At 72.5% G+C, this 20,156-nt stretch carries 18 protein-coding genes; 5 read left to right on the forward strand and 13 right to left on the reverse strand.

From position 1 onward, the window contains the following. Positions 1-2: 2 nt before the first annotated feature. From O7627_RS31265 to O7627_RS31280, 4 genes are read right to left on the reverse strand one after another with little or no spacing between them, the layout of a single operon-like run. Entirely contained in the window at positions 3-2,198 is a 2,196-nt protein-coding gene (locus O7627_RS31265) for a bifunctional glycosyltransferase family 2 protein/CDP-glycerol:glycerophosphate glycerophosphotransferase (protein WP_278097043.1), read from the reverse strand. Next, on the reverse strand, positions 2,195-4,144 hold the full coding sequence (locus tag O7627_RS31270; protein WP_278098500.1) for a DUF5941 domain-containing protein: 1,950 nt from the start codon (positions 4,142-4,144) through the stop codon (positions 2,195-2,197). The genes O7627_RS31265 and O7627_RS31270 overlap by 4 nt, the downstream gene beginning before the upstream one ends. An 11-nt stretch (positions 4,145-4,155) precedes the next feature. Then, the gene (locus tag O7627_RS31275) at positions 4,156-4,902 is read right to left on the reverse strand and encodes an ABC transporter ATP-binding protein (RefSeq protein ID WP_278097044.1); all 747 of its coding nucleotides are present in this window, start codon (positions 4,900-4,902) and stop codon (positions 4,156-4,158) included. After that, positions 4,902-5,729 (reverse strand): ABC transporter permease, encoded by an 828-nt coding sequence (locus O7627_RS31280; RefSeq protein WP_278097045.1) that lies wholly within the window; start codon positions 5,727-5,729, stop codon positions 4,902-4,904. The genes O7627_RS31275 and O7627_RS31280 overlap by 1 nt, the downstream gene beginning before the upstream one ends. Before the next feature lie 426 nt (positions 5,730-6,155). Here O7627_RS31280 and O7627_RS31285 point away from each other — a divergent pair, with 426 nt between their 5' ends. Continuing rightward, a complete protein-coding gene (locus O7627_RS31285) occupies positions 6,156-6,362 on the forward strand; it encodes a PspC domain-containing protein (RefSeq protein ID WP_278097046.1) in 207 nt (68 codons plus the stop codon). A gap of 154 nt (positions 6,363-6,516) precedes the next feature. Here the strand turns inward: O7627_RS31285 and O7627_RS31290 are convergent, their stop codons facing one another. From O7627_RS31290 to O7627_RS31320, 7 genes are all read right to left on the reverse strand, one after another. Next, complete coding sequence (locus tag O7627_RS31290) at positions 6,517-8,547, reverse strand: arabinofuranosyltransferase (protein WP_278097047.1); 2,031 nt, start codon at positions 8,545-8,547, stop codon at positions 6,517-6,519. 25 nt (positions 8,548-8,572) lie between these two features. Then, positions 8,573-9,412 (reverse strand): DUF4230 domain-containing protein, encoded by an 840-nt coding sequence (locus tag O7627_RS31295; RefSeq protein WP_278097048.1) that lies wholly within the window; start codon positions 9,410-9,412, stop codon positions 8,573-8,575. A 144-nt stretch (positions 9,413-9,556) separates the two neighbouring features. Beyond that, the gene (locus O7627_RS31300; RefSeq protein WP_278098501.1) at positions 9,557-10,717 is read right to left on the reverse strand and encodes an acyl-CoA dehydrogenase family protein; all 1,161 of its coding nucleotides are present in this window, start codon (positions 10,715-10,717) and stop codon (positions 9,557-9,559) included. A 13-nt stretch (positions 10,718-10,730) separates the two neighbouring features. Next, positions 10,731-11,036, reverse strand: coding sequence for a type II toxin-antitoxin system VapB family antitoxin (locus tag O7627_RS31305; protein WP_278097049.1), 306 nt, complete (start codon positions 11,034-11,036; stop codon positions 10,731-10,733). Positions 11,037-11,180: 144 nt separating this feature from the next. After that, a complete protein-coding gene (locus O7627_RS31310) occupies positions 11,181-11,927 on the reverse strand; it encodes a nitroreductase family protein (protein ID WP_278097050.1) in 747 nt (248 codons plus the stop codon). Positions 11,928-12,120: 193 nt separating this feature from the next. Beyond that, positions 12,121-13,065, reverse strand: a complete 945-nt coding sequence (locus O7627_RS31315; RefSeq protein WP_278097051.1) for an aldose 1-epimerase family protein — start codon at positions 13,063-13,065, stop codon at positions 12,121-12,123. Between the two features lie 352 nt (positions 13,066-13,417). Continuing rightward, the gene (locus O7627_RS31320) at positions 13,418-13,618 is read right to left on the reverse strand and encodes a hypothetical protein (protein WP_278097052.1); all 201 of its coding nucleotides are present in this window, start codon (positions 13,616-13,618) and stop codon (positions 13,418-13,420) included. A gap of 212 nt (positions 13,619-13,830) precedes the next feature. Here O7627_RS31320 and O7627_RS31325 point away from each other — a divergent pair, with 212 nt between their 5' ends. Beyond that, the gene (locus O7627_RS31325) at positions 13,831-14,049 is read left to right on the forward strand and encodes a winged helix-turn-helix domain-containing protein (protein ID WP_278097053.1); all 219 of its coding nucleotides are present in this window, start codon (positions 13,831-13,833) and stop codon (positions 14,047-14,049) included. 191 nt (positions 14,050-14,240) lie between these two features. Here O7627_RS31325 and O7627_RS31330 read toward each other — a convergent pair whose 3' ends face one another. Together O7627_RS31330 and pdxH are read right to left on the reverse strand one after the other, a co-directional pair. Further along, the gene (locus O7627_RS31330) at positions 14,241-15,509 is read right to left on the reverse strand and encodes an MFS transporter (protein WP_278098502.1); all 1,269 of its coding nucleotides are present in this window, start codon (positions 15,507-15,509) and stop codon (positions 14,241-14,243) included. 5 nt (positions 15,510-15,514) lie between these two features. Continuing rightward, positions 15,515-16,153, reverse strand: coding sequence for a pyridoxamine 5'-phosphate oxidase (gene pdxH, locus O7627_RS31335; RefSeq protein WP_278097054.1), 639 nt, complete (start codon positions 16,151-16,153; stop codon positions 15,515-15,517). 253 nt (positions 16,154-16,406) lie between these two features. On the opposite strand from pdxH, the gene O7627_RS31340 reads away from it, so the two are divergent. The 3 genes from O7627_RS31340 to sepH all read left to right on the forward strand — a co-directional run bounded on the left by O7627_RS31340 (position 16,407) and on the right by sepH (position 20,128). Further along, entirely contained in the window at positions 16,407-17,513 is a 1,107-nt protein-coding gene (locus O7627_RS31340) for a citrate synthase 2 (RefSeq protein ID WP_278097055.1), read from the forward strand. Positions 17,514-17,785: 272 nt separating this feature from the next. Then, complete coding sequence (serC, locus tag O7627_RS31345) at positions 17,786-18,913, forward strand: phosphoserine transaminase (RefSeq protein WP_278097056.1); 1,128 nt, start codon at positions 17,786-17,788, stop codon at positions 18,911-18,913. A 147-nt stretch (positions 18,914-19,060) separates the two neighbouring features. Beyond that, positions 19,061-20,128 carry a septation protein SepH gene (sepH, locus tag O7627_RS31350; protein ID WP_278097057.1) on the forward strand — a complete coding sequence of 356 codons (1,068 nt, stop codon included), beginning with the start codon at positions 19,061-19,063 and terminating at the stop codon, positions 20,126-20,128. Positions 20,129-20,156 lie beyond the last annotated feature (28 nt).

Here is a 20,156-nt window from a genome sequence, read left to right on the forward strand (position 1 = left end):
GATCACCCGACTCCGCCGAGCATCGTACGTCGTACCACCCGCTCCGCGGCGCCCCCGTCGTCCAACGCGCAGAACCGGCGCCGGAACTGGGCGCGGGCCTTGCCGGCGGCGTCGGTCTCCACCGCGCCGGTGCGGAACAGGTCGAGCAGATCAGGGAAGGTGGTCACCACCGCGCCGGGCGGCTCGGCGGTGATGTCGAAGTAGACACCCCGGGTGAGCCGGTAGGCGTCCCAGTCCGGGGCGTAGATCACGATCGGCCGGTCCAGGATGCCGTAGTCGAACATCGCGGACGAGTAGTCGGTGATCAGCACGTCGGCGGCGAGGTAGAGCTCCTCCACCGACGGGTGGCCGCTGACGTCGCGGACCTGCCCGGTCGCCGGGCCGGCCGGATCCGCGCCGCCACGCCGGTCGTTGAAGTAGTGGCTGCGGATCAGCAGTCGGCCGCCGGGGCCGAGGGTGGCGGCGAACTCGTCCGGGTCGAACGGCGGCTGGTAGCCGGGCAGGTGCTCGCGGTGCGTCGGGGCGTAGAGCACCACCCGGTCGTCGGCGGCGAGCCCGAGCCGGGACCGGGCCGCCGCGATGTCCTCGGTGGACGCGTTGGCGAGCTGGTCGTTGCGCGGGTAGCCGGTCTCCAGCGCCTGGTAGTCGGCCGGGTAGGCCCGCTCCCACATCTGGGTGGAGAAGGTGTTGGAGCTGATGCTGTAGTCCCACCGGTCGATCCGGCGCAGCAGCTTGGGGAAGTTCATCTCGGTGGCGCCCATCGGGTAGCGCTGCTGGTCCAACCCCATCACCTTGACCGGGGTGCCGTGGTGGGTCTGGATGTGCACCGAGCCGGGCCGCTTGATCACGTGGTCCGGGAAGTTGACGTTGTTGACCAGCCAGTGCGCCCGGGCCAGTGCCCGGTAGTAGCCGGGCGTGCCGGCCACCACGTAGGGCACCCCGGCCGGCAGGCTGGCCACCCGGTCCCGCCGGACCACCCAGACGCCCCGGATTCCGGGCGCCAGCTCGCGCGCCTTCTCGTAAATGGCCGCCGGGTTGCAGGCGTACCCCCGGTACCAGTACGCGGCGTAGAGCGCTAGGTCACGGTCCATCGGCAGCCGCAGCTGCGCCCGGTAGTAGAGCCGCAGCGCGGCATCCCGGCCCAGCCGGGCGGACCGGCGGGCCGGCGGCAGCATCGTCTGCCGGAGCCGGCCGGCGGTCTCGCGTACCCGGGTCCGGCTCTTGTGCACCGCCCGCAGCAGCGAGAAGGTGCCCCACCGGCCCTGCGCCACCAGCCGGTGCTTGACCCCCTCGGGGCCGCCCGGCACCGGGTAGCCGCCGGGCGGCAGCCAGCGCCGGTAGTCCTCGACCAGCTGTTGGAAGAACGCCCGCCGCCGGTCCCGGGGAATCCGGTCGCCGTTGCCCAGCACGGTCAGGTAGTGCCAGATCATCCGCTGGAACAGCACCGGCCGCAGGTCGTCCAGCCGTGGTCCCTGCTGGTCGGCGAACTCGAAGACCCGGTGCCAGTGCGGGAAGACCTCGAAGTGCCGTTCGCCCCGGGTGCGGGTGATGGCGCCCGCCCGCCGCTGCCGGTAGTTGACGCAGACCAGGTCCAGTACGCCGACCCGCTCGGCGACGAGCAGGATCGGATAGGTGAAGGAGACGTCCTCGTACCAGCCCGGCCCGAACCGCAGCCCGAGGTCGACCAGGAACTGCCGCCGGACCAGCTTGTTCCAGGCGGTGTGCAGAACGCCGACGAGTTCCGGCCGGTCCCGGAGGGTGAAGGTGCCGGGACCGGGCGGGGTCGGGAAGGTCTTGGCGAGGGCGCTGGGCCGGACCGAGTTGTCCCAGTGCGCCCGGACGTGGTCGACGATCAGCACGTCCGGCCGGTCCTGCCGCAGCCGCTCGGCCACCGCCGGCAGACAGCCGTCGGCCAGCCAGTCGTCGCTGTCCAGGAACCAGACATACTCGCCGGTGGCCTGGTCCAGGCCGAGATTGCGGGCCTCGCCGAGGCCCACGTTGCGCTCCAGCGCGAGCACCCGCACCCGGGAGTCCCGGGCCGCGTACTCGGCCAGGATCTCGCCGCTGCTGTCCGGGGAGCAGTCGTCGACGCCGATCACCTCGACGTCGGCGAACGGCTGGTTCAGGATGGAGTCGAGGCATTCCCGCAGGTAGCCCTGCACCCGGTAGGCGGGTACCACGAAGCTGATCAGGGTCATCGGTTCCGTTCCTCCGCAGGACCGGGGGTCGCCCACCCGGCGATGGCGCCGACGGCCAGGATGACGAAGAGGTAGCCGGCCAGGGCGGCGGTGCCCGCGGCGGCCCAGCCGGCCACCACCGGCACCGCCAGGAGCAGGACCCGGCCGTCCCAGCCCAGCCCGGCCGCGGCGAGCAGCGGCGCCCGCTCCCGCTTCTCCAACCTAGCCGTGAGGTCGTAGTGGCGCAGGGCCAGCACGAACAGCAGGGCGAAGGTTACCGGCCCCGGCACCCCGGCGGCCACGTCGATGGCGATCACGAACAGGTACTCGGCCGCCCGCAACGCGGCCGGGACCAGCCAGTCCAGCGCGCCGGTGTGCCCGACGGCGGACGGCAGCGCGGCCAGCAGCATCACCAGCACCGTGGCCACCACCCACCCGCGCAGCCCCGCCACGCCGGCCAGCGCCGCCAGCAGCAGCGTCCCGGCGGCGGCGGTGGCGAGCAGCGCGAACGGCAGCGGGCCGGGCCGGCCGGGCAGCCGTCGGGTGGCGGCGCCGATCCAGCGGGCCAGCGGGCCGTCGTCGCGGTGCAGGGCGGTGTCCACGCCGGGCAGCACCGCGACCCGCATCGAGCGCGCCCGCAGGGTCCGCAACAGCAACGTGTACGCGGCCGCGAGCCCGCCCCAGACCAGCACCGAGACCAGGCTCACCAGCGGGTTGAACAGGGCGACCGTGATGGCGATGAGCGCCCACCGCTCGCCGATCGGGAAGACGATCGTGCGCTTGAGCCAGTAGACGAGCGACCCGGGCCGGGCCAGCGCCTGGCTGGAGACCCGGCCGAGTCGGTCACCCACCCCGCCGCCGGCTGAGCCGCCGGGGCCGGCGGTTCCGCCGGGAGCGGCCGGGCGGCGGGCGGCCTCGTCGTGCAGGGCGCCGTACCAGGTGTCGGTCATGTGCCGGGCGGTCTGCAGCACCATCGCCGCGATCGCCAGCGTCCAGCCGTTGCCCAGGTCGGCGCGGTCCACGCCGACCGCCAGGCCGGCGTAGACGAGGTACTCCTTGGCCCGGTCGGCCATGGTGTCCAGCCAGCCGCCCCACGGGCTGAACTGCCGGGTGTAGCGGGCCAGTTGCCCGTCGACGCAGTCCAGCACGAAGCCGAGGTAGAGCAGGACCGCGCCGGTCACCAGCGCCGGCCGGCCGCCGACGCCGAAGAGCACGGCGGCCGCGATCGCCATCAGCACCGAGATGGCGGTCACCCCGGTCGGGGTGAGGCCGAGCCGGGCCGCCAGTCGGGTGACCCGGGGCGACCAGGTGCTGACGAAGTAGGTGGTGAAGAAGTCGTCCCGTTCCTTGACCGCCAGCCGCAGCTCGGCGGCGTCGGAGTCGACCGCGGCGATCTCGGCCAGCGCGGCGGACGCCTCGGCGCGGTCGGTGGGGCGGTGCGCCACGAGCAGTCGTACCCGCTGGGTGAAGATCGTGGTGTCACCCCGGGTGAGCTCGGCGACCAGCCGATCCGGCCCGAACAGCCCGGCCCGCCTGCCTTCGGCGGCGTGGGCGGCGTGGGCGGCGGCGGCGAGGGCCGGGAGGTCGGCCGGCGGCACCCGCAGCGCGCCGCCGAAGGTCAGCGGGGCGGTCCCCGGGTCGACCTCGGGGCCGGCGCCGGTCAGCTGGCCGCGCTCCTCGGCGACGGCGGCCTGACCCGGCCCCGGTGGGTCGGCGAGCACCAACGCGACGGAGCCGGGCAGCGGGTTGGTGGCCAGGTGGCGCAGCACGGCGGGATGGGCCAGCAGGTCGGGGGCGCAGACCAGCAGCGGTTCGGCGGCCCGCTCGGCGATGCCGGCCAGCTCCGTCAGGTCACCGGCCACCAGCACCTGCCCGGCGCCGGCCAGCCGGAGCTGTTCGTCGAGCCGGCCCGGTGGGAGATCAGCGGTGGCGGGGACGGGCGGGGACGAGGGGTCGGGGGCGAGCAGGACGGCAAGCGTCACGTACGCACCACGTTGTTGTAACCGTCAAGTGCCTCCCGCACCGTCCCGTCGACCCGCAGCTGGCCGGCGTCGAAGTAGAGACCGCGGGTGCAGAACCGGGTGAGGTCGTTCTCGTTGTGCGAGACCAGGACCAGGGTGCGGCCCTCGGCGAGCATCCGCTCGATGGTCGCGTAGCACTTCTTGCGGAACTCGGCGTCGCCGACCGCCATCACCTCGTCCATCAGCAGGATCGGGTGCGGCAGCTGGGAGATCACCGAGAAGCCGAGCCGGACCTTCATGCCGGACGAGTAGTGCCGCACCGGCGTGTCGATGGCGTCGCGCACCTGCGGCCCGGCGAAGTCGACGATCTCGTCGAAGGTCCGCTTCAGGAACGCCGCACTCAACCCGTGCAGCGATCCGACCAGGTGCACGTTCTCCCGACCGGTCAGGTCGTTGGAGAAGCCGGCCGACAGTTCGAGCAGCGGGGCCACCGCCCCGCGTACCCTGATGCCGCCCTCGTCGGGGATCAGCACCCCGGCGATCAGCCGCAGCAGGGTGCTCTTGCCGGTGCCGTTCTTGCCGATGACCCCGACCGCCTCGCCGGACTCGATCTGGAACGAGACGTGCCGCAGCGGCCAGAAGTCGGAGGCGCGGGGCTGCCGGCCGCCGCGGTGGATGAACATCTCCCGGAGCCGGAGCTGCCGGCGACGGTTCCGGACGAACCGGATACCGAGGTTGTCCGCCTCGATGATGTGATCGCCCACTACAGCTCCTTCAGGACAGCGGGTTCCAGGCGGCGGAAGACCCACCAGCCGCCGAGGAACGTCACGAGGCTGATCGAGACCGAGATGATCAACAGCCGGGCGTCCGGGAACTCGTCCGGGTACCAGGCGGCGTGGTGGAGCTGGAAGATGCCGACCAGCGGGTTGAACTCGTACGCGATCTTCACCCACTCGGGCATGCCGGAGTTCCGGACCAGGCTCAGCGGGTAGATGATCGGCGTGGCGTAGAAGAGCACCCGGGTGACCAGGCGCATGGTCCGCTCCACGTCGCGCAGCAGCACGTTGAGCGAGGAGAGCAGCAGCGCGGCGCCGATCAGCAGCATCGCCTGCACCAGGATCGCCAGCGGCAGAGCCAGCAGGTTGATCCCGAACTCGATCCGGCCGGCCACCGCGTAGACGATCGCGAGCCCGGCCAGGATCGGCAGGCCGGCCACCCACTCGGCGAACCGGCCGGTCACCCGGCCGATCGGGAACACCTCGCGGGGCATCTTCATCGTGGTGATCAACCGGGCCTGGCCGGTGAGCGCGTTCGTCGCCTCGCTGATCGCCGAGTTGGTCCACATCCAGGCGAAGATGCCGGTGATCAGGAAGAGCGGGTACGACTCGGACGCGTCCCCGAGGTGACGGTCGGTAGCCGACTTGTAGAGCAGCCCGAAGACGAAGAAGTAGATCGCGCCCATGCCGAGCGGCTCGATCAGCGACCAGAAGTAGCCCAGCACCGACTGCTGGTACTTGACCGCCAAGTCGCGCTTGACCAGCAGGCGCAGCGAACCGCGGTGCGACCAGATCGCCGCGACGCCAGATGTCACAACCGCCTCCAGCTCAGGAAAGGGTCACGCCACCGGCACAGCGACGGCCCGCGTCGCGTACGCCGCCGCCCGAACCGGGAAGCCTGCTGGCGGCGGAATCGCCGGAGCGGGCCGCTGACGCGCCATAGGTTAGCAGTCGGTAAATGGGCGCGGTAAGCGCCCGACCCGGCTGCGGTCGACCCCGCCGACACCGTCCCACCCCCTGCCGCTGACCTCGCCGCGCCGGAGTTTCCGGCCTCCTCCAGCATCCTCCCCGGCCGGTCGGGCGGGTACCGCGACCCCGATCGGTCGGCAGGCATTCACGCCGGCCCGCCCGGGTAAGTACCTACGGGTACCCGGCGTCCGGATCCGCCCCGAGACCGAGGGCGGGCGGCCGCACCGCCCGTAGCGTGGAATGCACCGCCAGAGGCTAAGGAGCCGAACGACATGAAACAGAAGCTGGTACGCCCCCGCGACAACCGCATGATCGCCGGTGTCTGCGCCGGCCTGGCCCGCCGGTTCGGCATGTCCGCCGGACTGGTCCGGCTGCTCTTCATCCTCTCGCTGCTGCTGCCCGGCACCCAGGTGATCGTCTACCTGGCGCTCTGGATCATCATGCCGAACGAGGACCGCTACCTGGCCAGCGCCCACTGACCGGAAGGAACCCGGCCGGCGGGACCGGCCGGTTGGCCACGGCCGGCGGCTCGTGCCGCCGGCCGCCGCCGTTTCGGGCGTCGGCCCGGGGCACCCGCTGACCCGCCCGGCCCGAATACACCGCTGAGCCGCCCGGCCGGGGCTGCCGCTGGCGCTACGGCTGGCGGCGGACCGCCACCACGATGCCGCCGGGCAGCCCGGAGTGCACGGCCCAGTGCTCGGCGGCGAACTGCGCCGGGTTGAACCGCTGGTCGCGCCAGCGCCAGCCGTCCTCGGCCGCGCGCAGCACGAAGACGTCGATCGGCCCGAACCGGGTGCCGGCCGACTCGGCGGCGAACCGGTCCGGGTCGGCGACGGCGGCGAGCGACCGTACCTGGGCGTACCGCTCGTCCCACCGCGACAGCGTGCTGCCGGCGGTCCGGTCGTTGTCGAGGTAGCCGGGCCAGGGCAGATAGGCGAAGAGCCGGTCGTCGACGGCGAGCGTCACCGGCCGGGGGTCGGGGCCGAGCTCCCCCTCGACCGCCTGCCCCACCGGTTCGGCCGGAAACCACCCGCGCCGGCCCTGGGCCGGGGCGTACCGCGGGTATCCACCGTCGGGCAGCGGCTCGGTGTGCGCGGCGACCGCGTACCGGTTGCCGTGTTCGGGCAGCCAGGTGACCGCGAAGGTGTCCGCCGCCCAGGCGAGCGCCAGGGCCAGGGTGGCGGCGCCGGCCAGCGGGGGCGCCCCGAGCCGGAGCCGGCGTACGACGGCCGGGGCGAGGTGGGCCAGCACCAGGACTCCGGCGATGGTGAGCGCCACCTCGTAGAGCCGGGCGGTGTAGTGCAGGAAGCCGGTGTGGCCGGTCGCCAGGTAGCGGACCATGGCGGCCAGCCGGTAGGCGTAGGTACCGGCCACGATCAGCAGGAGCGGCCCGGCCCACCAGACCGACCGCCCGGCGGCCGGGACCGACCGCCCGGATGTCGGGCGGACCAGCCAGGCCAGGCCGACCAGGCCGGCGAGCTGCAGCACGGCCAGCGGCGACCCGCCCAGGAACGGGAACCAGCCCTCGTTGATCGAGGCGGAGACGTACCGGTCGGAGACCTGCTCGCCGCCGATCGTCACCACCGCCCAGAGGTACGGCAGCACGTACCAGCTGGCGACCGCCAGGGCGACCCCGCCGGTCAGGGCCAGCCGGCGCAGGTACGCCCACCGGTCCGGCTCGCGCCGCCAGGTGATCACCGCCAGGACGAGCACCCCCGGCGCGGCGTAGACCAGCCAGGCCGGATAGGTGAGTGCGATCAGGCCGCCGACCAGCCCGGCCACCGGCCACGACAGCCGGGGCCGGGTCGGCCGCCCGAAGACCTCAAGCACCCAGGGTACGAAGATCGCCAGCGTCAGCACCTCGTACGCCTTGCGCGGGTCGCTCCAGGTGACAAGCGCCAGCCCGGAGACGAGCAGCGCCAGCCAGGCCGGCACCAGCCGCCGCCAGAGCAGGAAGCCGGCGAGCAGCGCGGCCGACATGAACAGCACCTCGAAGTCGGCCAGCAGCCGCCAGGCCGGCTGGTCGAGCAGCACCGCGGCCCGGCCCACCAGCCAGGTGTACAGCGGCGGGTACTCGGCCGGCAGCTCCGGCAGCAGGGTGTCGGAGCTGGCCAGCGTCGTGGTGTAGCGGGTGGCCGACGCGGTGGTGCGGGACATGTCGCCGATCAGCCCGCCGAACCCGAACGGGGTGCCGGTGAGGGCCAGCCGCAGCGTCAGCGCGACCCAGCCGGCCGCCAGCCCGGCGGTGGCGCCGGCGACCGCCTCGGCGACGGCCGGGCGGCGGGCCAGGGCGGCTCCGGTCAGCCCGACGCCGGCCACGGCGAAGGCCACCGCCAGCGGCAGCACCGTCGCGCCGGTGGCGAACGGATCCCGGGCCAGCCGGGTCGGCAGATAGAACGCGACCGGGAGGCTGACCAGCCAGGTCAGCACCGCCACGGTCCCGGCCCCGAACCACCGCGCCCGGCCCGCCGGTGACCCGCCCCCGGCCGGGAAGGCACCGGCCCCGGCTACCGCCGTCCCCTCGGCCGGCGCGCCGGCTGACTCAGCCGGGGTGGTGGTCCCGGCCGGCTCAGCCGGCGCGGTGGGGCCGGTCCGAGTGGCGGCTTCGTTCTGCGGGGTGGATTCGGTCGGCGGGGTGGATTCGGTCGGCGAGGGCCTCGTCACGTGGGGTCAACGCGGCCGACCCCCGTCAGGGTGCGGTGAAGTTGATTGTCACGGTCTCGTAGCCGAGCGAGCGGAGCAGCCCCTCCAGCATCTTGCGGGTGTTCTCCTGGGCCCGGTCGGCCAGCCCGCTGTCCCGGGCCGCCGCGGTGATCTTCTCCTCCGCGAGCAGGTAGACCTCCTGCTGGCGGTTCGGATCACCGTCGAACACCTCGCCGAGCCGGTTCAGCAGGCCGCGCTCCTCGGCGAAGACGTAGCTGTTCTCCAGGTCGAGGTTGGTCTCGCCGAGCTGCGGGGCGGGCAGGGTGATCTCCACCGTGCGACGGTCCTCGGACTCGACGATCGCGCCCTCGGAGATCGCCCCGAAGTCCACGTACGCGTCGACCGAGCCCGCCCCGACGAAGAGGGTGCGCTGGTTGACCAGGAAATCCGGCACGTACTTACGGTCCTGCTTCAGGTCCACGACGACCTGGAAGTTGCCCTCGGCGGCGACGTAGCGGCTGAGGTCCTGGATCGACTTGAGCAACGCCGGCTGGCTGCGGTCGGTGGTCTCCTGGGTGAACGGGTTGCGCCAGCTCGGCAGCAGACTGGTGGTGGCCTGCACACCGAGGATCAGCACGACCACCAGGCCGATGAGCCCGATCAGCCAGAACAGTCCCCGGCCGCGCCGCTCCGGGGCGGGCTGCCCGGCGCCCGGGTCGGCCGGCTCGTCGGGGCCGTCATCGTCCGCCGCCGACCACGGGCGGGCCGGCTCCGGGCTGGCCGTTCCCCGCGCGTACTCGGGGAACTCGCTGGTCGGGTGGTTGACGCCTGTTGTGGGCTGACCGACCTCGCTGGTCGGCTGGCTGACCTCGCCTCGTCCGGACATCCGCCCTCACCGTCCTCACCCGAGATGCGCCTCGGCGGCCCCGGAATGGGTCCTTGGGAAAACGGTACGGCTCCGGTGCGACACTCGCGACTCGAACCCGTCACGGCGGGACAACGGCGGGCCGACCGCCGGACCGGTGGCCGGTCAGGCGAACGCGGCGATCCCGGTCAGCCGCTGCCCGATGACCAGTTGGTGGATCTCCGAGGTGCCCTCGTAGGTGAGCACGCTCTCCAGGTTGTTGGCGTGCCGCATCACCGGGTACTCCCCGCTGATCCCGTTGGCGCCGAGGATGGTCCGGCACTGCCGGGCGATGCCCAGCGCCTCGCGTACGTTGTTGAGCTTGCCGATGCTGACCTGCTCCGGGCGCAGCGCCCCGGCGTCGGAGAGCCGGGCCAGATGCAGCGCGAGCAGATAGCCCTTCTGCAGCTCGACCGCCATGTCGGCGAGCTTGGCCTGGGTGAGCTGGAAGCCGGCGATCGGCCGGCCGAACTGCACCCGCTCGCAGGCGTAGTCCAGGGCCGCGTGCAGGCAGTCCCGGGCCGCCCCGAGCGCGCCCCAGACGATCCCGTGCCGGGCCTCGGTCAGGCAGCTCAGCGGCGCCTTCAGCCCGGTCGCGGCCGGCAGCTGGGCGTCCGCCGGCAACCGGACGGAGTCGAGCACGATCTCGCCGGTGGCGGAGGCCCGCAACGACATCTTGTGCCGGATCTCGCGCGCCGTCACCCCCGGGCTCGTCATGGGTACGACGAAACCGCGTACGCCGTCGTCGGTCCGCGCCCAGATCACCGCCAGATCGGCGATCGGGGCATTGGTGATCCACATCTTGGTGCCGGTGAGCACCCAGTCGGTGCCGTCGCGCCGGGCCCGGGTGGCCATCGAGGCCGGGTCGGAGCCGTGGTCTGGCTCGGTCAGCCCGAAGCAGCCGATCGCCTCGCCGGCCGCCATCGGCGGCAGCCAGCGCTGCTTCTGCTCCTCGCTGCCGAAGCTCCAGATGGCGTACATGGCCAGTGAGCCCTGCACCGAGACGAGCGAACGGACACCGGAGTCGGCCGCCTCCAACTCCAGGCAGGCCAGCCCGTAGCTGACCGCGGACGTACCGGCGCAGCCGTAGCCGGTCAGGTGCATGCCGAGCAGGCCCAGCTTGCCGAACTGGAGCGCCAGCTCCCGGGCCGGCATCCGCCCCTGCTCGTACCAGTCGGCGACCTGCGGGCGCACCTCGGCGTCCAGCAACCGGCGTACGGCGTCCCGGATCTGTCGTTCCTCGTCGGACAGCAGCGCGTCGAGTTCGAGCAGGTCCAACGGGGCGATCCGGTCCATCGGCTCAGCCCACCGGTTCGGGCAGCACCAGCACCCGGGCGTGGATCTGGTTGCGCTGCTGCAGCGCGGCCCGCAGCGCCCGGTGCAGCCCGTCCTCCAGGTAGAGCCCGCCGCTCCACTGCACCACGTGTGGAAACAGGTCGCCGTAGAAGGTCGAGTCCTCGGCCAGCAACTTGTCGAGGGCCAGCTCCCGCTTGGTGGTGATGAGCTGGTCGAGCCGCAACGGCCGGGGTGGGATCTCTGACCACTGCTTCAACGTGAGCCCGTGCTCCGGGTAGGGACGCCCGTCCCGGACCGCCTTGAAGATCACGCGAAAGCTCCCCTCCCCATGGCCAGCCGACGCGGCACCCCGCCGGGTCCGGTCGGCCCCGACAAGCCGACCCCCGCGCCGTTAACGCGTGCCAGCCTAGCGACCGGTGGCGAGATAGCGGTTTGTTACCCGATGTCAGTTCCGTTACTGCTCTGCCGTGGCGGTCCAGCGTCCCCGGTGCACCACCTCGTCGACCGGCCGCCGGCCGCGCTTCAGGGACGGTGACCGGTGGTCGGTGGCAGGGTAACCGATGGTGAGCGCACCGATCGGGGTGTACTCCCCCGGCACCGCGAACGTTTCTCGGAAGGCCGCCGTCCGCTCCGGCGGAATCCCGAAGAAGCAGGCGCCGAGCCCTTCGTCGACGGCGGTGAGCAGCATCAGCAGGGCCGCGAAGCCGGTGTCGATGTGCCAGTACGGCACCGGCCAGCGGGCCTCGTCGCGGTCGGTCCACCCCTTGTCGGGCTCGGCATACCGGTCCAGGTAGGCGGACCGGTTGGCGTGCGGCACCACGATAAGCGGCGCCCGCCGCATCCCGGCCAGCCACCGACTGACCGGCTTCGCCGCATCCGCCCCACCGCTTGACGAGCCACCGCTCGGCGCACCGCCGCTCGGCGCACCGCCGCTCGACGAGCCGCCGCTCGACGAGCCGCCGCTGGGCGGGCCGCCGTCGGCCGAGTCGTCTTCGGCCGTGGTCGGGGTGGTCGCGGTCCAGAAGGCGGCCCGGTCGGCGGGGTCGGTGAGCACCAGGAAGCCCCAGCCCTGTGAGAAGCCGGCGGACGGCGCGCGGATCGCGTGGTCGAGGATCCGGTCCACCAGATCCGGCGGGACCGGCCGGTCCGGATCGTAGTTGCGGACCATCCGGCGCCGCCGGACAACCTGGGCGAACTCCATGACCGTGACCTCCGGATCCGCCGCCCCACTGCGGCTCCGCCGATCATGCCTGGTCGCCCGCCGGCAGACGCATCACACCCGACTCGCACCGCTCGGCCGATCGCGCCTGCGTGGCCGGCCGGGCCGACGCGTCATACCCGACTCGCACCGCCCGGCGGGCCGATCGCGCCTACTCGGCCGCCGGGCGAGCGGATCACTGCTGGTCGCCCGGGTGGATTCCCCAGCTGGCCCGCCAGGTCTGGTCGGGTTCGAGGACGATCAGGTCGCGGCCGGACCGGAAGGCGTCCGGCGGGCAGGTCATCGGCTCCACCGCCACCGACCGCCGGTTGCGCTGCCCGGTCAGGGTGTCCCCGGTGAAGACCTGCCACCAGCCGAACGACCCATCGCCCCAGATGCGTACCTTGGCCGAGCCGTCCGGGCTGGCCAGCGTGACGCTCGACCCGCCGTCGGGCTCGTGGTCGACGTCGCCGAAGGCGAGGTCCAGCACCGCGGTGCCGATCCGGCGCGGCTCGGTGAAGTCGAAGTCGCCGCCGGATACCTTCGCCGCGCCGATCGGCAGCAGCCGGCCGTCCACAAGTATCCGGCTGCGCGCCGGCACCCGCAGCAGCAGGTCGTCCACGGCCACCCCGGGCAGTTGCAGGTACGGGTGGACGGAGAACCCGAACGGGCACGGCTCGTCGCCGACGTTCGTCACCTCGTGCTCCGCGCGCAGCCCACCGACCCCGACCGACCAGCGGGTACGCAGGTGCAGCGGCCACGGGTAGCCCGGTTGGGGCATCAGGTCGCAGGTGACCGTCACCGCGTCCTTCTCGTGGGACTCCAACCGCCAGGGCAGCCAGTTGACCAGGCCGTGCAGCGCCGTGTTGCGGACCGGCTCGGTCAGCGACAGCTGCAGGGACTTCCCGCCGAAGGTGTACTGCCCGTCGCGGATCCGGTTCGGCCACGGGGCCAGCACCTGGCCGGCGCCGCCGACGCAGATCTCGTCCTCGGCGTAGCCGTCGACGTAGTCGGTCCCGTCCGCCCGGTAGGTCCGCAGCCCGCCGCCGATCTCGACCACGACGGCTTCCTGCCCGTCGCCCGAGATCATCCACTGTGCACCTGAAGGGGGCCGCCGACGGCCGGCCTGGACGTTCGTCATGCTCGGACGATATCGGTTACCACCCGGACCCGCGCGGCTACCGCAACGGTCGAGGCCGTACGCCACCTGGCCGCCGGTACCTCCGGTGCCGGACGCGCCTCAGAACGCCAGCTGACCGGGGCACCTTGGGTCGCGTGGCACTCAGAACGCCAGCTGACCGGGGAACCTTCGGTCGCGTGGCACTCAGAACGCCAGCTGACCGGGGAACCTTCGGTCGCGTGGCACTCAGAACGCCAGCTGACCGGGGAACCTTCGGTCGCGTGGCACTCAGAACGCCAGCTGACCGGGGAACCTTCGGTCGCGTGGCACTCAGAACGCCAGCTGACCGGGGAACCTTCGGTCGCGTGGCGCCTCAGATGGAGCGCCGGATGTAGCGGTTCGGTCTGTTGCCCGCCTGCCGGTGCGCCTTCAGGTTGCCGCGCGCCCACTCCAGCAGTCGGCACCCGTCGTCCACGCACTGCTCGCACCGGCCGGGCTCCCACCGGCCACCGCTGTAGTTGGTGTGCTGCCGTACCACCCGCCGGGAGACCCAGAGCACCAGAGCGGGCGTCACCGGCCCATCGTCCAACGGCATGCGCAGACCTCCCAGAGCCAGGCAGCCCGGCCCCGGAGCCTGCTGTCACGGAGCCGGACCGCTACCGGTTGATCCCCTGTGGTTGCCGACCGTAAGGGACCAAGGACCAACCTGCCATGGGTATCCATCGGTAGTCAGGGACTGGCCATGGGTGATTGACTCGGTCTGCCGACCGTAGGGAGATCACCGTCATGCCGCCGCAGTACGCCTACCAGCGGGTTGCCGAGGACCTGACCAGGAGAATTGAGTCCGGAGAGTTCCCGCCCGGTGCCCGACTGCCCAGTCGCGCGGAACTGTGTGCGGAGTACCAGGTCTCGTCATTCGTGGCAGACCGCGTCTTCCTGATCCTGAAGATGAACGGGCTCACCGAGTCCCTCCCCGGCGCTGGCGTCTACGTTCGCGACCACTAGACACTCGCGGACACCAAGATCCACAGGACATCCGGCACGCCCTTCGGCGAAATGCCATGCCCAATGTCCTGTGGATCTTGAGATCCGGGTGGAGTCGGTGGCAGCCGCGTCAGATTTGCGTGATCAACTGATCAAGTCGCGCTTTTTGGGGCGTACCCGGGAGTTTTCATCTGTTGATCTTGGAGCGAGGGTCAGTGGGGGGAGCGGTAGCGGAGTAGGGCGGGGAAGGTGGCGGCCAGGAGGAGGGCCAGGATGGCAGCGGCGATTCCGCCGCCGACCCAGGAGAAGGTCACGCCGAAGACGGTGGCCATCACGCCCGCCCGCAGGTCGCCGAGGCGCGGACCGCCGGCGACCACCGTGGTGTTCACCCCCTGCAGCCGGCCGCGCATCCGGTCCGGGGCGTACACCTGCAGCATCGACTGGCGGAAGACCGCGCTGACCAGGTCGGCGGCGCCGGCCAAGGCGAGCAGCAGCACCACCAGCCAGAGTTGCCGGGCCAGTCCGGCCAGCGCGATCGCCAGCCCCCAGCCGACCACCGCCGCCACCAGGCCAACCCCCTGCCGGCGGACCCGGCCGATCCAGCCGGAGGTGAGCCCGCCCAGCACCGAGCCGATCGCGATCGCGCTGAACAGCCAGCCGACCGCCGAACCACCGCCGAACCGCTCCTGCGCCACCTGCGGGAACAGCGCCCGGGGCATGGCCAGCACCATGGCGATGACGTCCACCGCGAACGACAGCAGCAGCACCGGCGTGGTGGCCAGGTAGCGCAGCCCGTCGGCGATGCTGCGCAGCCCGGCGCTGCGGGCACCGCCCGGCTCCGGGTCCACCGGCGGTACCGGCGGCAGCCGGTAGGTGGCCCAGAGCATGACGGTGAACATCAGCGCGTCCACCCCGTAGGCCAGCGACAGGGCGGCGCCGGTGTCGAAGCGGGCGAAGAGCAGGCCGGCGGTGAGCGGGCCGATCACCATGGTCGCCTGGAAGGTGGTGAAGTTGAGGGTGATCGCCGCCGGCACCAGCGGCTTCGGCACCAGCCGCGAGACGATCGCGTTGCGGGTCGGCGAGCTGATCGCGAAGGCGGTCGACTGCACCGCGATCAGGGCCAGCAGCAGGTACGCGTTGTCGACCCGCAGCAGCGCCTGGAGCAGCAGCCCGAGGGTGGACGCCCACATCAGCGCCGAACTGGACAGCAGCAGCCGGCGGCGGTCCACCGCATCGGCGATCGCCCCGCCCCACAGCCCGAAGACCAGCAGCGGTACGAGCGCCGCCAGCCCGATCAGCCCGACCCAGAGCGAGTCGTTCGTCAGCGCGAACATCTCGACGGGCACCGCGACGGCGGTGAGCTGGAAGCCGAACATCGCCACGCCGTTGCCGAGCCACAACCGCCGGTACGGCACCACCCGCAACGGCCGCACGTCGATCGCCCACCGCCGGCGGACGTCGGCAGCCGGCTCTTTGTCGATCTTCGTCAAGGCGCTAGTCGCTCGATGATCCACGCTCCCTTCCCGGTCAGACGGTAACGCAGCCGATCATGCAGGCGGCTGGCCCGGCCCTGCCAGAACTCCACCGTCTCCGGCACCACCCGCAGGCCGCCCCAGTGCGGTGGGGTCGGCACCTCGTCGGGGAACCGCTCGGCCGCCGCCTGGTAGCCGGCCTCCAGGGCGGCCCGGTCGGGCAGCGGCTGGGACTGCGGGCTCGCCCAGGCACCGAGTTGTGAGCTGCGGGGCCGGCTGCCGAAGTACGCCTCGGTCTCGGCCCGGTCGATCCGCCGGATCGGGCCGCAGACCACCACCTGCCGGCGCATCGCGTGCCACGGAAACAACAGGCTGGCGTACGGGTTCGCTTCGGCCTCGATGCCCTTGCGGGACCGGTAGTTGGTGAAGAAGGTCAGCCCGCGTTCGTCGTACCCCTTGAGCAGGACCGTTCGGGTGCTCGGCCGGCCGGCGGCGTCGGCGGTGGCGACCACCATGGCGTTGGGCTCCGGCAGGGCGGCCGCGACCGCGTCGGCGAACCAGCGTCCGAACTGGGTGTGCCAGTCCGCCGCCAGGTCATCCCGGGAAAGGCCTTTCTCCTCGGCGTACTCGTTTCGCATTGTGGCCGGCTCCATGTGTCTCCCATCACGTCGACCGCACGATAACCCCGTCCAGAACGGCCCTGGCCAGGGTATTCGCGCTCAGCGGCGCCCGACCTGGGGCCGGGCGACCACGGACGGGCATTTACCACGGCCGTCTGGGTCGCGCTGTCGCTAATTCAGCAGGCAAGATGGCACGAACACGTTGCTGAGGATTGCTTAAGGAGCCCTTCCGGCGCGACGGACCCCCCTCCGGACGCCCGGACGAAAACAGATCCAGGAGAGCGAAATGTCCGACTTCAAGCCGGGGCTGGAAGGCGTGGTCGCCTTCGAGACCGAGATCGCCGAGCCCGACAAGGAAGGGGGTTCGCTGCGATATCGAGGCGTGGACATCGAGGATCTGATCGGCCAGGTCTCCTTCGGCAACGTCTGGGCGCTGCTTGTCGACGGCCGGTTCGGCCCCGGCCTGCCGCCGGCCGAGCCGTTCCCGGTGCCGGTGCACTCCGGTGACATCCGGGTCGACGTGCAGTCGGCGGTCGCGATGCTCGCCCCGTACTGGGGGCTGAACCAGCTGCTGGACATCTCGGACGAGCAGGCCCGCGCCGACCTGGCCCGGGTCTCGGTCACCGCGCTCTCCTTCGTGGCGCAGTCCGCGCGCGGCCTGGGGCTGCCCGCCGTACCGCAGAAGGAGATCGACAAGGCCGAGACGATCGTCGAGCGGTTCATGAAGCGCTGGCGCGGCGAGCCCGACCCCCGGCACGTCAAGGCGGTCGACGCCTACTTCATCTCCGCCGCCGAGCACGGCATGAACGCCTCCACCTTCACCGCCCGAATCGTCGCCTCCACCGGCGCCGACGCGGCGGCCTGCATCTCGTCGGGCATCGGCGCGCTCTCCGGCCCACTGCACGGCGGCGCCCCGTCCCGGGTACTGCACATGATCGAAGCGGTCGAGCGCAGCGGCGACGCCGAGGGCTACGTCAAGGGCGTACTCGACCGGGGCGAGCGGCTGATGGGCTTCGGCCACCGGATCTACCGGGCCGAGGACCCCCGCGCCCGGGTGCTGCGGCGCACCGCCAAGGAGCTGGGCGCCCCGCGCTTCGAGATCGCCGAGGCGCTGGAGAAGGCCGCCCTGGCCGAGCTGCACGCCCGCAAGCCGGACCGGGTGCTCGCCACGAACGTCGAGTTCTGGTCGGCCGTGGTGCTCGACTTCGCCGAGGTACCGGCGCACATGTTCACCTCGATGTTCACCTGCGCCCGGATGGGCGGGTGGAGCGCCCACATCATGGAGCAGAAGTCGCTGCAGCGGCTGGTCCGCCCGGCCGCCCGCTACGTCGGCCCCGGCACCCGCAAGCCGACCGACGTGGAGGGCTGGGACGCCATCCCGCACAACGTCTGATCCCCGGGTACGCCCACCGCACGCCGGTCGAGGCCGTCCCCGGGCGGGCAAGAGCCGCCTCTGGCCAGGGGTGATGCCGCCTCTGGCCAGGGGTGATGCCGCCTCCGGGGCCGGGGTAAGGCTCGTCACGATGTGGGGGACGCCTCACCGGGTGTGGTGGGATCGCCGGCCGGGCGGGGGGCCGTTGGTGCGAGGATGGGGCCCGGCAGCGCCGCCCGTCCGTACCGGCTCCAGGGCCCGCCGTGGCCCGCCTGGAAGGATCTTCGATAACCGTGGCTGACCCATCGACCATCCGGATTCCCGACGAGATCAAGCCCGCCGACGGGCGGTTCGGCTGCGGGCCGTCCAAGGTCCGGCCGGCGGCCGTGACCGCGCTCGCCGAGGTGGCGACGTCGTACCTGGGCACCTCGCACCGGCAGAAGACCGTGCGCGACGAGGTGGCCCGGCTGCGGCGGGGCATCGCCGAGTTCTTCGCGCTGCCGGACGGCTACGAGGTGATCATCGGCAACGGTGGGACCACCGCGTTCTGGGACGTCGCCACGTTCGGGCTGGTCCGGGACCGGGCGCAGTTCGCCAGCTTCGGCGAGTTCGGGGCGAAGTTCGCCAAGGCGGTCAAGGACGCCCCGTTCCTCGGTGAGCCGACGGTCCGCAAGGCCGAGCCCGGTTCGGCTCCCGCGCTGACCGCCGAGGCCGGGGTCGACGTCTACGCCACCCCGCAGAACGAGACGTCGACCGGGGTCGCGGTGCCGATCCGCCGGGTCGCCGGCGCGGACGACGACGCCCTGCTCCTGGTGGACGCCACCTCGGCGGCCGGCGGGCTGGACGTGGACGTCGCCGAGACCGACGTCTACTACTTCGCGCCGCAGAAGTGCTTCGGCTCCGACGGCGGCCTCTGGCTGGCCCTGATGTCCCCGAAGGCGCTGGCGCGGGCCACCGCGGTCAAGGAGTCCGGCCGCTACATCCCGGCCTTCCTCGACCTGGTCACGGCGATCGACAACTCCCGGCTGGAGCAGACCTACAACACCCCGGCGTTGGCCACCGTCTTCCTGGCCGCCGAGCAGACCGACTGGATGAACGCGCAGGGCGGCCTGGCCTGGGCGGCCAAGCGCACCGCCGAGAGCGCGGCGGCCGTGTACGGCTGGGCCGAGCGCTCGTCGGTGGCCACCCCGTTCGTGACCGATCCGGGGCTGCGCTCGAACGTGGTCGCCACCGTCGACTTCGACGACTCGGTGGACGCCGCGAAGGTCGCCAAGGTGTTGCGGGCCAACGGGATCGTCGACACCGAGCCGTACCGCAAGCTCGGCCGCAACCAGCTCCGGATCGCCCTCTTCCCGGCGGTGGAGCCGGCCGACGTGGAGGCGCTGACGGTCTGCATCGACCACGTGGTCGAGCGCCTCTGACAGATTCATGATCAGTTCTCGCAGCTCATCCGCGAAATCCGGGCGTGGCATCCCCCATCGGGTGCACTGATCGGCGTACCGTGTTGCGAGGACGCCTGGGTGGCTGGCCCGTGGCGTGGGCCAGCGAGGCGGGACGGAGGCACCGAGATGCGCCCAGTACGCTTCGTCGCCCTCTCCGAGGACGGCCAGGCGCTGGTCCTCACCGACGAGGTGGGCCGGCTCCTCGCCCTCCCGATCGACGAACGGGTCGCCACCGTCCTGCACACCGAGCCGGGCACCACGCCGCTCGCGGTCGCCGCGCCGGCCAACGAGCCGCCGCCGTCGCTGTCGCCCCGGGACATCCAGGCCCGGATCCGGGCCGGCGAGTCGGCCGAAGACGTGGCCCGGATCGCCGGGGTCCCGGTCGACCGGGTGCTGCGGTACGCCGGCCCGGTGCTGCAGGAGCGGGCGATGCTCGCCCAGCACGCCCGGCGGACCCGGCTGAAGAGCTCCGAGAAGGGCGCGCCGCTCGCCGAGGTGGTGGACGGCCGGCTGGCCCAGCACGGCATCGACACGGAGAAGATCTCCTGGGACGCCTACCGGCGCGACGACGGCACCTGGCGGATCGTCGCCACCTGGCCGTCGGGGAAGGCGACCGCGCAGGCGATCTGGGATCTGGACAAGACCCGGCAGTCGGTGGCACCGCACGACGACATGGCGCAGTACCTCTGCGCCGAGCGTCCGGCGCCGCTGCTCGGCCAGGAGCCGGCTCCGGAGCGGGGTGGGCACGCGCTGCCCGGTCCGTCCCGGGGCGAGCCGAGCCGGGGTGGGCACGGGCTGCCCGCTGCCGCCGGTGGGTCGAGCCGCCCGGGTCGGGATCCGATCCGGGCCGGCCGGGACGCTCTGCTCGCCTCGCTGGACCGGCCGCTCGGCTCGTCGGCCGGTCGGGGTCTCGACCCGGCCGCCCAGACCGGCGCCGAGCCGCCCCGGCAGCGGCCGGTGGCCGGTGGCGCCGCGGCGCTGCTCGGTGGTCCCGGTTCCGCCTTCGACGACGACGCGGACCTGCCGAAGGAGGTGCCGGCGGTGCCGTCGCTGGCGGTGCTCCGGCCGCGCCGGACGGCCGGCCCGGCCACCCAGGGCGAGTCGGACGACGCGCCGAACAAGTCCCGCAAGCGCCTGCCGAGCTGGGACGACGTGCTGTTCGGCGGCGGCCCCGCCGCCCGCGAAACGTCCTGACCCACGGTCAGTGCGGGGCCGCCTGTCC

Origin of the sequence: Solwaraspora sp. WMMD1047 (assembly GCF_029626155.1) — a bacterium.
GTDB lineage: Bacteria > Actinomycetota > Actinomycetes > Mycobacteriales > Micromonosporaceae > WMMD1047.